This is a genomic window from Streptomyces sp. XM83C (assembly GCF_023072675.1).
In the GTDB taxonomy this organism is placed as follows: domain Bacteria; phylum Actinomycetota; class Actinomycetes; order Streptomycetales; family Streptomycetaceae; genus Streptomyces; species Streptomyces thermocoprophilus.
The window spans coordinates 1-15,634 of sequence record NZ_JALLGL010000150.1 but is presented as its reverse complement, the minus strand read 5'-3'; the positions used below and the strand labels follow the sequence as shown (position 1 = coordinate 15,634).

General features: G+C 72.4%; 11 protein-coding genes. 6 read left to right on the top strand and 5 right to left on the bottom strand.

Translation table 11 applies throughout. The features are described from left to right. The first annotated feature begins 485 nt into the window (after nucleotides 1–485). On the top strand, nucleotides 486–911 hold the full coding sequence (locus MTQ10_RS17975; RefSeq protein ID WP_247469296.1) for an ATP-binding protein: 426 nt from the start codon (nucleotides 486–488) through the stop codon (nucleotides 909–911). Nucleotides 912–1,129: 218 nt separating this feature from the next. Beyond that, on the top strand, nucleotides 1,130–3,805 hold the full coding sequence (locus MTQ10_RS17970) for a SpoIIE family protein phosphatase (protein WP_247469294.1): 2,676 nt from the start codon (nucleotides 1,130–1,132) through the stop codon (nucleotides 3,803–3,805). A 3-nt stretch (nucleotides 3,806–3,808) separates the two neighbouring features. Here MTQ10_RS17970 and MTQ10_RS31300 read toward each other — a convergent pair whose 3' ends face one another. After that, nucleotides 3,809–5,185, bottom strand: a complete 1,377-nt coding sequence (locus tag MTQ10_RS31300; RefSeq protein ID WP_282612300.1) for a hypothetical protein — start codon at nucleotides 5,183–5,185, stop codon at nucleotides 3,809–3,811. Between the two features lie 110 nt (nucleotides 5,186–5,295). Here MTQ10_RS31300 and MTQ10_RS17960 point away from each other — a divergent pair, with 110 nt between their 5' ends. Continuing rightward, nucleotides 5,296–5,574: a hypothetical protein gene (locus tag MTQ10_RS17960; RefSeq protein ID WP_247469282.1), complete on the top strand. Its 279-nt coding sequence runs from the start codon at nucleotides 5,296–5,298 to the stop codon at nucleotides 5,572–5,574. A gap of 55 nt (nucleotides 5,575–5,629) precedes the next feature. Beyond that, nucleotides 5,630–6,811: a hypothetical protein gene (locus MTQ10_RS17955; RefSeq protein WP_247469280.1), complete on the top strand. Its 1,182-nt coding sequence runs from the start codon at nucleotides 5,630–5,632 to the stop codon at nucleotides 6,809–6,811. Nucleotides 6,812–6,829: 18 nt separating this feature from the next. Here MTQ10_RS17955 and MTQ10_RS17950 read toward each other — a convergent pair whose 3' ends face one another. From MTQ10_RS17950 to MTQ10_RS17935, 4 genes are read right to left on the bottom strand one after another with little or no spacing between them, the layout of a single operon-like run. Continuing rightward, a complete protein-coding gene (locus tag MTQ10_RS17950; RefSeq protein WP_247469279.1) occupies nucleotides 6,830–7,606 on the bottom strand; it encodes a succinate dehydrogenase/fumarate reductase iron-sulfur subunit in 777 nt (258 codons plus the stop codon). Continuing rightward, nucleotides 7,603–9,549 (bottom strand): fumarate reductase/succinate dehydrogenase flavoprotein subunit, encoded by a 1,947-nt coding sequence (locus MTQ10_RS17945; protein ID WP_247469277.1) that lies wholly within the window; start codon nucleotides 9,547–9,549, stop codon nucleotides 7,603–7,605. Before MTQ10_RS17945 ends, MTQ10_RS17950 begins: the two co-directional genes overlap by 4 nt. 18 nt (nucleotides 9,550–9,567) lie before the next feature. Beyond that, nucleotides 9,568–10,422, bottom strand: a complete 855-nt coding sequence (locus MTQ10_RS17940) for a hypothetical protein (protein WP_247469276.1) — start codon at nucleotides 10,420–10,422, stop codon at nucleotides 9,568–9,570. Between the two features lie 18 nt (nucleotides 10,423–10,440). Then, entirely contained in the window at nucleotides 10,441–10,731 is a 291-nt protein-coding gene (locus tag MTQ10_RS17935; RefSeq protein ID WP_247469274.1) for a hypothetical protein, read from the bottom strand. A gap of 299 nt (nucleotides 10,732–11,030) precedes the next feature. Between MTQ10_RS17935 and MTQ10_RS17930 the strand changes: the two genes are divergently transcribed. Both MTQ10_RS17930 and typA read left to right on the top strand, forming a co-directional pair. Then, the gene (locus MTQ10_RS17930; RefSeq protein WP_247469272.1) at nucleotides 11,031–13,349 is read left to right on the top strand and encodes an ABC transporter family substrate-binding protein; all 2,319 of its coding nucleotides are present in this window, start codon (nucleotides 11,031–11,033) and stop codon (nucleotides 13,347–13,349) included. A gap of 259 nt (nucleotides 13,350–13,608) precedes the next feature. Continuing rightward, nucleotides 13,609–15,516 carry a translational GTPase TypA gene (typA, locus tag MTQ10_RS17925; RefSeq protein WP_247469270.1) on the top strand — a complete coding sequence of 636 codons (1,908 nt, stop codon included), beginning with the start codon at nucleotides 13,609–13,611 and terminating at the stop codon, nucleotides 15,514–15,516. Nucleotides 15,517–15,634: the final 118 nt, after the last annotated feature.

Below are 15,634 nucleotides of genomic sequence, written 5' to 3'. Positions count from 1 at the left end.
GCGCGCCCCCGTCCCACCCACCGAACGGCTGGCGCTACACCAGCCACGCACTCACACCAGCGGGCCGCCGCAGGCATCAGGGGCGCGGGGAACTGCGCGACCAGCCCCCACCGGCCCGCAGGTGAAGACGATGGCCCCGCCAAACGAAGGGGGCGCGGGGAACTGCGCGACCAGCCCCCACCGGCCCGCAGGTGAAGACGATGGCCCCGCCAAACGAAGGGGGCGCGGGGAACTGCGCGACCAGCCCCCACCGGGCGCCCGGTGGAACTGATGGCCCCGCCAGACAAAGGCGCCGCGGGGAACTGCGCGAACGCCCCCCACCGGGCGCCCGGTGGAAACGATGGCCCCGCCACACAAAGGCGCCGCGGGGAACTGCGCAGGGCGCGGCGCCGGGCCGGCCGGGACGGTAACCCGTGGGGCATACCGGGTATGTCACCAGTAACCCTGAGAAAAAGGGCAGGGCGTATTCCCCGCTGGCCTGGGAAGTGATCGGCGTGATCGACACCGAAGGCGACTGCGCCGAGTGGACCTTCCCCGCGGAGGCCACCGCCGCCCGCCGCGCCCGTGCCGCCGTACGGGACCGGCTGACGGCCTGGCAGCTGGAAGGCCTCGGCGACATAGCCGCCCTCCTCGTGAGCGAACTCGTCACCAACGCTCTGCGGCACGCGACAGGCCCCATAGTCGTCCGCCTGACGAGATCCGACGGCACCGTCGGCGAAGCGGACGGCACCGCCGTCCTCCGCGTCGAGGTGTCCGACCCCCTCCCCGACCCCCCGCGCGAGCGCTCGGCCCGCCCGGAGGACGAGAGCGGCCGGGGCCTGCAACTGCTGGCGTCCGCCGCCCGCCGCTGGGGCACCCGGCCCGGCGACAACGGCAAGACCGTGTGGTTCGAACTCACGGTCCCCCGATGAACCCGGGCCGCCCCGGAAGACCGATGCCGGAAGCCGTGATTCGATGACGTGTCCCCTGGTTAGAAGACTGGAAGTGTTCGCGCAGGACGGGCCGGAAAACACCTGGACCGTGCTGTGATCGTGAACACCGTGTTGTGCGGCGCCGTAGTGCTGGATACTGCGGGCAGCCGCCCCCGGTGACCGGTGCCGGACGCGGTGAGCTGGAGGGGACGGTTCGCGTGAGCGAGATACCAGCGAAGGCCACGGAGTCCGAGGACCCGTCGGACGGCGCGAGGACCACGGCCGCGGGTGCCACGGCAGGTGGCGGATTCGCGGCGGACGCCACCGAGGCCCTCGCCCGCGCGGCGGCGGCCATGGACTGCGGCAGCGGACGACCGGGCGATGCCCTCTGGCAGAGCAGCCCGCCCGGCTCCATCTACGACTACATCAAGGCCGCGTCCTTCTCCATCGGACCCGACGGGCTCGTGGATCAGTGGAGCCTGCGCGCCGAGCAGATCTTCGGCATCCCCGCCGAGCGGGCCGTCGGCATGGACCCCGTCGAGGTGTTCATCGACCCCGACCTGCGGGACGACGGCCGGCGCAGGATGGCCGAGATCCTCGACGGCCGCGAGTGGACCGGCGTCATCCCCTTCCGGGTGCCCGACCCGGAGGACGGGGTGCGCGGCGAGGACGGGCTCGCCGAGGTGTACGTCATGCCGACCCGCAACAAGGGCGGCGAGAAGGCCGCGGTGTGCATCGTCGTCGACGTCCACACCCTGCGCAGCATCGAGACCGACCTCGCCGCCTCGCAGGCGATTTTCGGTCAATCCCCCTTCGCGTTCGTGCTGATCGACACCGAGCTGAAGGTGCGCCGCGTCAATCAGCGGTTCGCGTCCGTCTTCGGCGGCACCCCCGACGACCACCGAGGCAAGGGCGTCCACGACTATCTGTCCCGTGCCGAGGCCGAACGGGTCTCCGCCACCTTGCGCCGCGTCCTGGGGACCGGCGAGTCCATCACCGACATGCACATCACCGGCCATGTCCCGGGCTCCGACGAGCGCCGCCACTGGTCGATCAACCTCTACCGCGTGCACAGCGGTTCCGGACGGCCCATCGGCATCGCCTGGCTCGGCACGGACATCACCGCCCGCCGAGCCGCCGCCCGCGAGGCCGCCGCCGCCCGCCGCAACCTCGCCCTGCTCAACGAGGCCGGGGCGCGCATCGGCAACTCCCTCGACCTGGAGACCACCGCCCGCGAACTCCTCGACGTCGTCGTCCCCGGCTTCTGCGACCTGGCCACCGTCGACCTGTACCAGGGTCTCCTCGCCGGTGACGAGACCCCGCCCGGCCTCGCCGACGGCAGCGCCGAGCTGCGCCGGGTCGCCTTCGCCAGCGCCGTCTCCGACGCACCGTTCCGCGGCGGCTCCGGCGAGGCCGTCGCGGTCGGCGCCGTCCACCACTACCCGTTCAACTCGCCCTGCGCGGACGCCCTGCGCACGGCCCGCCCGAAGTACGTGCCCGGCGAGGAGGGCGGGCTCGTCCAGTCCACACTGGCCGTGCCGATGGTCGCCCACGACACGGTGGTGGGGCTCGCCAGGTTCGCCCGGACCAAGGGCAGCGAGCCGTTCGGCGACCGCGACCGTGACCTCGCCGTGGAACTCGCGGCACGCGCCGCGGTCTGTATCGACAACGCCCGCCTGTACCGCCGCGAGCACGAGCGGGCGTTGATACTGCAACGGTCCCTGCTCCCGCCCGGCGACCCCGTCGCCTCCGGCCTGGACATCGCCTGCCGCTATCTGCCCGGCAACGCCTCCACGGGCCGCCCCAGCGAGGTCGGCGGCGACTGGTTCGACGTCATCGAACTGCCCGGCCACCGCACCGCCCTGGTCGTCGGCGACGTCATGGGCCGCGGCCTGCGCGCCGCCGTGGCGATGGGCGAACTCCGCACCGCCGTACGGACGCTGGCGCTGCTCGACCTGGAGCCCGCCGAGGTGCTCTCCGCGCTGGACGAGATCGCCCGCGGCCTCGGCACCCCCGGCGGCGTCCAGCAGGCCACGAGAGCCGCCCGCCGCCCCCGCGAGGCCGACCTGTCCGAGGTGTACCTGGCTACGTGCGTGTACGCGGTGTACGACTCCGTCACCCGTCGCTGCACCTTCGCCAACGCCGGCCACCTCCCGCCCGTCCTCGTCGAACCCGGCGAGCAGGCGCTGATGCTGGACGTGCCGCCCGGCATGCCCCTGGGCGTCGGCGGGGAACCCTTCGAGGAGGTCGAGGTCGAACTCCCCGAGGGCGCGCTGCTCGCCCTCTACACCGACGGCCTCGTCGAGTCCCGCGACCACCCCTTGGACGAGGGCCTCCAGGCGTTCGTCGGCGCGCTCACCGACCCCACCCGCCCGCTGGAGGACGTCTGCGACCACGTCCTCAACACCCTCGACACCCACCACGGCGAGGACGACATCGCCCTGCTGATGGCCCGCGTCCAGGGCCTGCCCGCGGACTCCGTCGGCGACTGGACGCTGCCCCGCGAGCCGCGCAGCGTGGGCCGCGCCCGCGAGTACGCCCGCGGACAGCTCCTCCACTGGGACCTCGAACCCCTCGTCGACACGGCCGAACTCCTCGTCAGCGAACTCGTCACCAACGCCCTGCGGCACGGCGAGGGCGAGATCCGGCTGCGGCTGCTGCTCGACCGCACCCTGGTGTGCGAGGTGTGGGACTCCGGCCTGGTCCAGCCCCGCAGACGGCGCGCCCGCGACACCGACGAGGGCGGCCGGGGCCTGCAACTGGTCGGCCTGCTCTCCGCGGCCTGGGGCTCCCGGCGCACCCCGCGCGGCAAGACGGTGTGGTTCGAACTGCCGCTGCCCGACGGCGAGTCGGGGCTCGCGGACCCGGCGGAGGCCCTGCTCAGCCTGTTCTGACGGTCACCCGAGCCGGGCGCGGGTGCCCGGCCCGCCGAACGCCGGGGGCGTGCCGCCCGGCAGCAGCACCCCGCCGAGCACGGCGCCCGCCGCGCCCGCGTCGGACTCGGCGGGCGCGTCGGCGGACGGTGTGCCGTGCAGCCGTACGTCCTGCTCGGCCAGGTCCCTCGCCCGCCTCGCCAGCTCGTCGGCGCGCACCAGCTCCGGCAGGCCCGCCGCGCCGGACGGGCCGTCCCCGGCGAGCAGATCGCGTGCCGCCGCCAGCAGGGTGCGCGCCCCGGCGCCGACCGCGCCCCGGTGCGTCGCGACGAAGTCCTCCGCCGCGCCGACCGCGCTGTCCGCCGCCAGCCGCGCCGCGACCGGCAGCACCCCGGAGCGGCCCGTCGCGACCGGGGCGAGCGCCGCCACGACGCGCCGCAGCACGGCCATCGGGTCGTACGGCCGCCGCCCGGTCAGCTCCTGCCGTACGGACGTCAGCACCGCGTCGGCGTGCAGCACCCTCGAGCGCAGCTCACCCGGCGCGACCCCGGCGATGTCCGGCGCGATCCCGGCCGCACCCGGCGCCGGGACGTCCGGTTCGGCGGGGACCGACCCGGCCATCGCGCCCGCTCCGCCCGCGTCCCCGGGCCGCTGCTCCGGCACGGGCGGCAGTACGGCCCGTACGGCCGCCAGCTCCGCCTCCGCGCCCGTCAGCACAGGCGCCGGCAGTTCCCCGGCCCGGTCCAGCTCCGCCGCCAGCCGCTCCACACCGCCGACGAACACCTCCGCCTGCGCGATCGCGCCCTCCGCCGCCCGCAGGCAGGACACGGCGCCGGCCGTGTTCCCCGAGTCGGCCGACTGCCGTGCCCGGTTGAGCCGCAGCGTGGCGAACACCAGCCGGTCCTTGGCCTGTTCGAGATGGCCCACGACAGCCTCCGTCGCCGAGGCCGCCCACCGCTCGCCCAGCCCGGCCAGGGTCGCCCCGGCCTGCGCCGTACGGCCCGTCAGCTCCCGGAACCGGGCCTCGGCGACCTCCAGCGCCGCCGCCGTCCCGTCCTGCCGAGCCCGCAGCGCGTCGAAACCGTCCGCCTCCGTGTCCAGCCTGCGGCCCGCCTCCGCGCACCGGCCGACGATCCCGGCGAGCGCGTGGCGCCGCGCCGCCTCCTCCGCCGGTACGCCCTCGTCGTACCGCTGCCGCATCCGCAGCGCCACGGCCAGTTCCGTCTCCGCCTCCCGTACCGCCCGCTCGTACGGCTCCAGCGTCGCCGCGTCGAACCGCCCGGCGGCGAAGGACAGTTCCTCGCGCGCGGTACGCACGCAGTCGTCGGCGGAAACGAGGGCGTCGGCGGACTGCCGGTCGAGTTCGGCGAGGGCGGGTTCGTACGGGCGTGACGGCAGCACGGCGCCGGTCGCGCCCGGCGAGCCGCCCGCGGGGGCGACGCCGGGGGCCGGACCCGTGCTCGTGCCGGCGTTTGCGCCGCAGGTACGCGTAGCCCGCGAAGACGCCCGCCGTGGCCACCGCCGCGACCGGGAGCACCAGGTCGGCGGGGCTGGTCTCGTCGTCCTCCGGGGCTGCCGACGCGGCGCTCGGCGCGGGCCCGGGCGGCATGATCGCAACCGACGGCCCCGTCGCCGTCGTCATCCCCGACAACACCAGCCACATCAGGCCCGCGGCGGCGCCGAGTACGGCGTGCGCGACCCGCACGGGTATGTGGGACGCGGCACGACGGCGCCTGCGGCTGCGGCTCCGGCTCCTGGAGGACGTCACATTTGGGAGCGTATGGCGGTGATTGCGGAGGCGCGAGCGGGATGCGCCCAAGTCGGCACACAGGAGGGGACACGCCGATGGAACGGACCGGTACGGAAGCCGCCGCCACGCAACCGGGGGAGGGCGAACGAGGGGAGACCGAGCGGACGCAAGCCGGCCGTACCCGGACGGAGGGGACGGCGCCGGAGCCGGCCGCCACCACCGGCAGCGACGGAGCCCCGCACGCCGAGGACGAGGCCACAAAGAAGCCCCGCCGCCGGCTGCGCTGGACGCGCCGCTGCGTGCCGGCCCTCGTTCTGCTCCTCCTGCTGCCGCTCCTCGGCACTCAGATCGCCCTGCGGCTGAACTACACCGGCGACTACGCCGACGGCACCCGCACCCGCGGCAAGGACGCCCTGTGGCTCGGCCACGCCTGGGTGGACGGCCGCAAGAAGGACGCCGACGTCACCGCCCTGGCGGCCCGGCTGAAGGACACCGGCATCCGCGACCTGTACGTGCACACCGGGCCCATGGAGCACGACGGCACCTTGCCCGCCGACCGCTGCCCGAGGGCGCGCTGGTTCATCGACGCGGTGCACCGCGCGCTGCCCGGCGTGCGGGTGCAGGCCTGGCTGGGGGACGAACTGGCCACCGAGAAGCCGGACGGGATGCGGCTGGAGCTGTCCGGGACCCGGGCTGCCGTCCTGCGCACCACCCGGCAGGTCCTGGACACCGGCTTCGACGGCGCCCATTTCGACCTGGAGCCGCTGCACTCCGGCGACGGCCACTACCTCGACCTGCTCGACGCGCTGCACCGCGAGACCGCCGCACGCGACGTGCCGCTGTCGGTGGCCGCCCACCAGATCGACCCGCTGCCCGGCCTGCACTCCGTCGTCGGCGCGTTCACCGGGCACCCCAAATGGTGGTCGCAGGAGTTCTTCGGGCAGGTCGCGCGCCGCGTCGACCAGATCGCGGTGATGTCGTACGACACGATGCAGTTCTGGCAGAGCACCTACGGCGGATACGTCGCCCAGCAGACGTCGCTCGCCCTGGAGGTCACCCCGGACTCCACCGACCTGCTGATGGGCCTGCCGTTCTACCACGAGAACACGCCGAGCCACCGGGCGGGCGCCGAGACCGTGCCCGCCGCCGTCCGGGGTGTGCGCCTCGGCCTGTCCCGCACCGACGCCGGCCGGGCGAACTTCGGCGTCGCCCTGTACGTCGACTTCGCGGCGACCGAGGACGACTGGACGGCGTACCGCACCGGCTGGGTGAAGTGAGCGGGCGGTGCCGTCCGCTCACCCCGGCGGGCGGCGCCGGCCGATCTTCGAGCCCAGCCACACCAGCGGGTCGTACTTGCGGTCCACGGCCCGCTCCTTCATCGGGATCAGCGCGTTGTCGGTGATCCGGATGGACTCGGGGCACACCTCCGTGCAGCACTTGGTGATGTTGCAGTAGCCGAGGCCGTGCTCGTCCTGGGCCGTGCGCGCGCGGTCCCGGCCCGTCTCGGCCGCCGCGTCCAGCGGATGCATGTCGAGCTCCGCGATGCGCATCAGGAACCTGGGGCCCGCGAACACCGGCTTGTTCTCCTCGTGGTCGCGGACCACATGGCAGGTGTTCTGGCACAGGAAGCACTCGATGCACTTGCGGAACTCCTGCGAGCGGTCCACGTCCTCCTGCATCATCCGGTACTCGCCGGGCCCCACACCGGCGGGCGGCACGAACGCCGGGACCTCCCGCGCCTTCGCGTAGTTGAAGCCGACGTCGGTGACCAGGTCGCGGACGACGGGGAACGCCCGCAGCGGAGTGACCGTCACCGTCTCCTCCCGGGCGAACACCGACATCCGGGTCATGCACATCAGCCGCGGCCGGCCGTTGATCTCCGCCGAGCACGACCCGCACTTGCCCGCCTTGCAGTTCCAGCGCACCGCGAGATCCGGCGCCCGGGTCGCCTGAATGCGGTGGATGATGTCCAGCACCACCTCGCCGTCGTTGACCTCCACCCGGAAGTCCTCCAGGTCGCCGCCGCTCGCATCGCCCCGCCACACCTTGAACAGGGCCTCGTAGCCGCTCATTCGTACAGCTCCTCGTCGGCGAGGTACTTGACCAGCTCCTCCTTCGCGAAGAGGGCGAGCAGGTCCGGGCGGATGGGTTCGGTGGTCTCCCGTACGAGGGTGATCCGGCCGCGCGCCGGGTCGTCGCCCTCCTCCGGGTCACCGGGCGCCTGATCGGCCGTCCGGCACAGCAGGTTGACGTTGCGCCAGGCACGGTCCATCGCCGGGAAGTCCTCCCGGGTGTGCCCGCCGCGCGACTCGGTGCGCTCCAGCGCCGCCCGCGCCACGCACTCGCTGACCAGCAGCATGTTCCGCAGGTCCAGGGCGAGATGCCAGCCCGGGTTGAACTGGCGGTGCCCCTCCACGGCGGCCCGCCGCGCCCGTACCCGCAGCTCGGCCAGCTTCTTCAGCGCCAGCTCCATCTCGGGTGCGCGGCGGATGATGCCGACCAGGTCGTTCATCGTCTGCTGGAGTTCCTGGTGCAGGGTGTACGGGTTCTCCGGCGGGCCCGCGTCCCCGCCGGTGGTCGCCTCCGCGCCGCCCGCCGCGAACGGGCGCAGCGCCTCCGCCGCAGCCGCGTCCACCTGCTCCCCGGCCACCGGCACCCGCGGGGCCGCAGCCGCGTACTCGGCGGCGTACCGGCCGGCGCGCCGACCGAACACCAGCAGGTCGGACAGCGAGTTGCCGCCCAGCCGGTTCGAGCCGTGCATCCCGCCCGCCACCTCACCGGCCGCGAACAGTCCCGGCACGCCGCGCGCCGCCGCCGTGTCGGAGTCGACGGCGATGCCGCCCATCACGTAGTGGCAGGTCGGGCCGACCTCCATCGGCTCGGCGGTGATGTCGACGTCCGCCAGCTCCTTGAACTGGTGGTACATCGACGGCAGCCGCCGTCTGATCACCTCGGCCGGCATCCGCGTCGACACGTCCAGGAACACCCCGCCGTGCGGGGAGCCGCGGCCCTCCTTCACCTCGGCGTTGATCGCGCGGGCCACCTCGTCACGGGGCAGCAGCTCGGGCGGACGCCGGTTGTGGTCCGGGTCGTCGTACCAGCGGTCGGCCTCCTCCTCGGTCTCCGCGTACTTCTCCCGGAAGACGTCGGGGATGTAGTCGAACATGAAGCGCCGGCCCTCGGCGTTGCGGAGCACCCCGCCGTCGCCGCGCACCGACTCGGTGACGAGGATGCCCTTCACCGACGGCGGCCAGACCATGCCCGTCGGATGGAACTGCACGAACTCCATGTTCAGCAGGGGCGCGCCCGCGAGCAGCGCCAGCGCGTGCCCGTCGCCGGTGTACTCCCACGAGTTCGAGGTGACCTTGAACGACTTGCCGATGCCGCCGGTGGCGATCACCACGGCGGGCGCCTCCAGCACGAAGAAACGCCCGCTCTCCCGCTCGTACCCGAAGACCCCGGCGACCCGGTCGCCGTCCTTGAGGACGCGGGTGACCGTGCACTCCTGGAAGACCTTCAGCCTCGACTCGTAGTCGCCGGTCTCGCGGTGGTCCTCCTGCTGGAGCGCCACGATCTTCTGCTGGAGGGTGCGGATCAGCTCCAGACCGGTGCGGTCGCCGACGTGCGCGAGCCGCGGGTACTCGTGGCCGCCGAAGTTGCGCTGCGCGATCCGCCCGTCCTTCGTGCGGTCGAACAGCGCGCCCCAGGTCTCCAGCTCCCACACCCGGTCCGGGGCCTCCCGCGCGTGCAGTTCGGCCATCCGCCACTGGTTGACGAACTTCCCGCCGCGCATGGTGTCCCGGAAGTGGACCTGCCAGGTGTCGTGCGGGTTGACGTTGGCCATCGCGGCGGCGATGCCGCCCTCCGCCATCACGGTGTGCGCCTTGCCGAACAGCGACTTGCAGATCACCGCCGTACGGGCGCCGCGCTCCCGTGCCTCGATCGCCGCGCGCAGACCCGCGCCGCCCGCGCCGACGACCACGACGTCCCACTGCTGCCGTTCCACCGCTGTCATCAGGAAAAGGCCCTCACTCTAGAAGAAGCGCGGATCGTCGAAGACACCGGACGCGACGAGGAAGACATAGAGGTCGGTGAGCGCGACGCTGAACAGGGACGCCCACGCCAGCTGCATGTGCCGGGCGTTGAGCCGGCCGACGAACCGCCACGCCCGGTAGCGCACCGGATGCTTCGAGAAGTGCCGGAGCTTGCCGCCGACGATGTGCCGGCAGGAGTGGCAGGACACGGTGTACGCCCAGATCAGCACGATGTTCACCAGGAACACCAGGGTGCCGAGCCCCATGTGGCCCCACGCGTGGTGCTCGTCGCGGAAGGCGAGGACGGTGTCGTACGTGAGCACCCCGGCGACGGGGACCGCCGCGTAGAAGAAGTACCGGTGGATGTTCTGCATGATCAGCGGGAACCGCGTCTCACCGGTGTAGGCGCGGTGCGGCTCGGCCACCGCGCAGGCCGGCGGGGACGCCCAGAAGCCCCGGTAGTAGGCCTTGCGGTAGTAGTAGCAGGTCAGGCGGAACCCCAGCGGGAAGATCAGGATGATGATCGCGGGGGAGATGCCCCACCAGCCGCCGAACAGGTCCCAGTTCGGTCCGCCGCGCATCTCCTCGCAGTTCTCCGCGAGGCAGGGCGAGTAGAACGGCGAAACGTACGGGGCCGCGTAGTAGTCGGCGGCGGCGAAGGCCCGCCACGTCGAGTACACGACGAAGGCGAGCAGCCCGGCCACGGTGGCGGCGGGCGCCGACCACCAGCGGTCGGTGCGCAGATGCGGGGCGGCGATCGCGGCGCGGCCCGGCGTGTGCACGCCGCGCCGGGCCGCCGCGCCCCGCTGTCCGTCCTTGTGTTCCGTACCAGTGCGTTCCGTGCCAGTGGCCACGGTGGTCTCCGGTCGGGGTCAGGGTGCGTGCCGGTCGCGGGCGCCGAGACCCTCGTCGTCCGTGTCCTTCCACAGCGACGGGTCGTACGGCGTGTCGGGGATGGGGACGAGGTCGGGCCGGTGCGGCTCGCCGGGTGCGGAGGCCGACTGCCCCAGCAGGGCGACGCTCTCGCGCAGATGGTCGGCGTCGGTACGGACGCGGCGGATCTCCAGACCGCCGCTGCCGAGTTGCTGTTCCAGTCGTCCCACCGATCGCATCAGATCGTCGAGGCAGCGCTGGACGGCTGTCAGATCGTCGTGCACGGACATGACGTGACCTCACTTCCACGGGTCCATCGGGCCCCCCGGGTGCAACGGTCATGCGCCAGCGAGTGTTGCGCGTCACACATGGCGCTGTGAAGGGATGTGCGCCGATCGGCCGGGTCGTTCCGGGTCGGGCCGAAGCCGATTGGGCCGCACGGGTGGCTTACCGAGCGTGTTCGTCGTGTCGCCCGGCGTTGCAGGATCCTTTCCTCTTCAGTGGCTGGCATCGATCTGCATACATCTGATCAACTCCATATACCGCCAAACGTGATCATATCGCCCGCGGCTCCCCGGAGGTACCTGAGATGTCCCACGTCGGTGTCGGCCCGCGCGCGGTGGTGCGCTCGGCCGCGTTCCTCACCGCGGGAGCCCTCGCGGTGACCGTTCTGACAGGCTGCGGCGGCGAGGACGAGGCGGGCCGTCCGCTGGCCGGGCAGGACATCGCCCAGGCGGCCCGCGGCAAGATCGCCGACGGCGGCACGCTGCGCTGGGCCGTGGACGCCGTACCGGACACGCTGAACACGTTCCAGGCCGACGCGGACGCCGCCACCACCACCGTCGCCCAGGCCACCCTGCCGTCGATGTACACCCTCGACGAGCTGGGTCGGCCGCAGCGCAACGCCGACTATCTGGAATCGGCCAAGGTCGTCGAGACCGAGCCCAAGCAGGTCGTCCTGTACAAGCTGAACCAGCAGGCCGTCTGGAGCGACGGCCGCGAGATCGGCGCCGCCGACTTCGCCGCCCAGTGGCGCGCCCTGTCCGGCAAGGACTCCGCCTACTGGACCGCCCGCAACGCCGGCTACGACCGCATCGAGAAGGTGGAGCGCGGCGACAACGACCTGGAGGTCAAGGTCACCTTCAGCCGCCCCTACGCCGACTGGCGGTCGCTGTTCTCGCCGCTGTACCCGAAGGAGGTCATGGGCACCCCGGACTCCTTCAACGACGGCGCCCGCCGCAAGCTGAAGGTGACCGCCGGGCCGTTCAACGTCAAGCAGGTCGACGTCAAGGCCAAGGACGTCGTCCTCACCCGCAATCCGCGCTGGTGGGGCGAGCCCGCCAAGCTGGAGAAGATCGTCCTGCACGCCGTGCCGCGCGACAAGCGCGTCGACGCCCTCGCCGAGGGCGCCGTGGACCTGGCCCCGGTCGACGCGGTCGACGCCCGCCGGATCACCGGCGCCGCGCGCGGCAACGCGGGCCCGCTCGCCGGCCCGGGACGGTCTGAGACCGAGGTGCTGCGCGACTGGGGCGCGGCGCACGGCTTCGACGAGGACGCCGTCGACAGCGAGAGCGGCCTGAAGAAGGTGCGCAAGGCGATGGCCGAGTGGCACATGCGGGAGTCGATGCTGCGCGGGTTCGAGGTCCGCAAGTCGTTCGAACCGGCCTACACGCAGCTCGCGCTGAACGGCTCCGAGGGGCCTCTCGCCGACGAGCGGGTGCGGCGGGCGGTGGCCCGCGCCCTGGACCGCAAGGCACTCGCCGAGCTGGTGCTCAAGCCGCTCGGGCTGCCCGCCGTCCCCGTCGGCAGCCACCTCGCCCTGTCCGGGCAGGCCGCCTACGCGGACAACAGCGGCGCCCTGGGCGACCACGACACCGGCGAGGCGCAGGCCCTGCTGGCCGACGCGGGGTGGGTGCCGGGCGGCCCGGTCGAGGAGCCGAAGAAGGGGGAGAAGGCGGAGAAGGCCGCGGGCGGCGAGGCCGAGAAGAGCGAGAAGAAGGACGAGAAGAAGGACGAGGAGAAGGCCGGGAAGAAGGGCGACAAGGCGGCCGGCGGTTCCGGTGCCGACGGAGACAACCGGGGCGGTGCCTCCGCGTCGGAGGGCGACGACGGCACGTACATCGTCGGCCAGGACGGCAAGGCCCGGCGCGGGCCGGACACCGTCGAGGACGGTGCCGCCCGGACCGGCGGTGCGGCCCGCGACGGCCAGGACGAGAAGCCGAACGGACGGCACGGCGAGGACGGCACCCGGCAGCTCGCGCAGGACGGCCTGCGCGGCGGAGCGCCCGGCGCCTACGCCCCCAAGGGCACCGCGGCCCCGGCCGGTGCCGCGCCGAAGGTGCTGGCCAAGGACGGCAAGGCGCTGTCGCTGAAGTTCGTCGTCCCGTCCGGCCCCGGCTCGGAGACGCTGCGCACGGTGGCCGACCGGATCGCGCGGATGCTGGAGAAGGTCGGCATCCGCACCGAGATCACCAAGGTCGACGACAACAGCTACTTCAAGGACCACATCGCGTCCGGCCAGTACGACCTCGCCCTGTACTCGTGGCCCGCAACCGCCTACCCGGCCACCGATGCCCGGCCCATCTACGCCAAGCCGGTCCCGGCCGCCGACGGCTCGCTGACCGTGGAGCAGAACTACACGCGGGTCGGCACAGACCAGGTCGACCAGCTGTTCGAGCAGGCGATCGGCACGCTGGACGAGGACGAGGCCCGCGATCTGATCCGCAAGGCCGACTCGCGGATCTGGGCGGCGGCGGGCTCGATCCCGCTGTACCAGCGGCCCCAGCTGGTCGCGGCCCGCAAGAACCTGGTGAACGCGGGCGCCTTCGGGTTCCGCACCCCCGTCTTCCAGGACATGGGCTTCCTCAAGAAGGGAGAGAAGCTCTCCCCGTCCCCCAGCAAGAGCTGAGCGGGGGTCCGGGGCACAGACCCCGGACCCGAGGCCGTCCCCGGCCCCGACCGGCCGGCACGCTGTGACGGAGCGTGCCGGCCGGTCGCTGTGCGTACAGCATCGCACCCCGTCAAGATCGCGGAAGAAGGGCCCGAACGGGCCCTTGCCACGAAGGGCACGTACCATGGGGTGAGGCCGTGGCGTGTCAAGCCCGGCAGGGCCCGCGTCACACGCACATACGCGCAGGCCATCCTCACACTCCGGGAGAACGCCTTCTATGGCCACGCGCCACGACATCCGCAACGTCGCCATCGTCGCCCACGTCGACCACGGCAAGACCACCATCGTCGACGGCATGCTCAAGCAGGCCGGTGCCTTCGCCGCGCACCAGCTCGACTCGGTCGACGACCGCATGATGGACTCGAACGACCTGGAGCGTGAGAAGGGCATCACGATCCTCGCCAAGAACACGGCGGTGAAGTACCACCCCAAGGACGGCGGGGAGCCCATCACGATCAACATCATCGACACCCCCGGCCACGCCGACTTCGGCGGCGAGGTCGAACGCGGTCTGTCGATGGTCGACGGTGTCGTGCTGCTCGTGGACGCCTCCGAGGGCCCGCTGCCGCAGACCCGCTTCGTGCTGCGCAAGGCGCTCCAGCAGCGGCTGCCGATCATCCTGTGCATCAACAAGACGGACCGCCCGGACTCCCGGATCGACGAGGTCGTCAACGAGACGTACGACCTCTTCCTCGACCTGGACGCCGACGAGGACCAGATCGAGTTCCCGATCGTCTACGCCTGCGGCCGTGACGGCGTCGCCTCCCTGACCAAGCCGGAGGACGGCACGGTCCCGCAGGACTCCGACTCGCTGGAGCCGTTCTTCTCCACGATCCTGGAGCACATCCCCGCCCCCACCTACGACGAGGGCGCCCCCCTTCAGGCCCACGTCACCAACCTGGACGCGGACAACTTCCTCGGCCGTATCGCGCTGCTGCGGGTGCACCAGGGCGAGCTGAAGAAGGGGCAGACGGTCGCGTGGATGAAGCGCGACGGCTCCGTGCAGAACGTGCGCATCTCCGAGCTGATGATGACCGAGGCGCTCACCCGCAAGCCCGCCGAGAAGGCCGGCCCGGGGGACATCTGCGCCGTCGCCGGCATCCCGGAGATCATGATCGGTGAGACGCTGGCCGACCCGGAGAACCCGGTCGCGCTGCCGCTGATCACGGTCGACGAGCCCGCGATCTCGATGACCATCGGTACGAACACCTCGCCACTGGTCGGCCGCGGCGGCACCGGCAAGGGTGCCGACAACAAGGCGGCCGTGAAGGACCGCAAGGTCACCGCCCGCCAGGTGAAGGACCGCCTCGACCGCGAGCTGATCGGCAACGTGTCGCTGCGCGTCCTGGACACCGACCGCCCCGACGCCTGGGAGGTGCAGGGCCGCGGCGAGCTGGCGCTGGCGATCCTCGTGGAGACCATGCGCCGCGAGGGGTACGAGCTGACCGTCGGCAAGCCCCAGGTGGTCACCAAGGAGGTCGACGGCAAGGTCTACGAGCCGGTCGAGCGCATGACCATCGACGTGCCCGAGGAGCACATGGGCGCCGTCACGCAGCTCATGGGCGTCCGCAAGGGCCGTATGGACAACATGTCCAACCACGGCTCGGGCTGGGTCCGCATGGAGTTCGTGGTGCCTTCGCGCGGTCTGATCGGTTTCCGTACGGAGTTCCTGACGCAGACCCGCGGCACCGGCATCGCCCACTCCATCCACGAGGGCCACGAGCCCTGGTTCGGCACGCTCACCACCCGCAACAACGGCTCCCTGGTCGCCGACCGCTCCGGTGCCGTCACGGCGTTCGCCATGACGAACCTTCAGGAGCGCGGTGTCCTCTTCGTGGAGCCCGGCACCGAGGTGTACGAGGGCATGATCGTCGGCGAGAACTCCCGCTCCGACGACATGGACGTCAACATCACCAAGGAGAAGAAGCTCACCAACATGCGCTCCTCCACGGCGGATGTGGCCGAGTCGATCGTGCCGCCGCGGAAGCTGTCGCTGGAGCAGTCCCTGGAGTTCTGCCGCGACGACGAGTGCGTCGAGGTGACCCCGGAGGCCGTTCGCATCCGCAAGGTCGTGCTCGACCAGCGGGAGCGTGCCCGCGCCGCGAGCCGCGCCAAGCACGCCTGACAGTGAGGATGTGACGTGGTGACGCCGCTGGTGGGTCTGACCCCTCGCCTGACTGACGTCTCGACTGTCCTGTTTGGGATTTGTCGGCCCGCCGGGCGTCACCACGCACGCGGCCGGA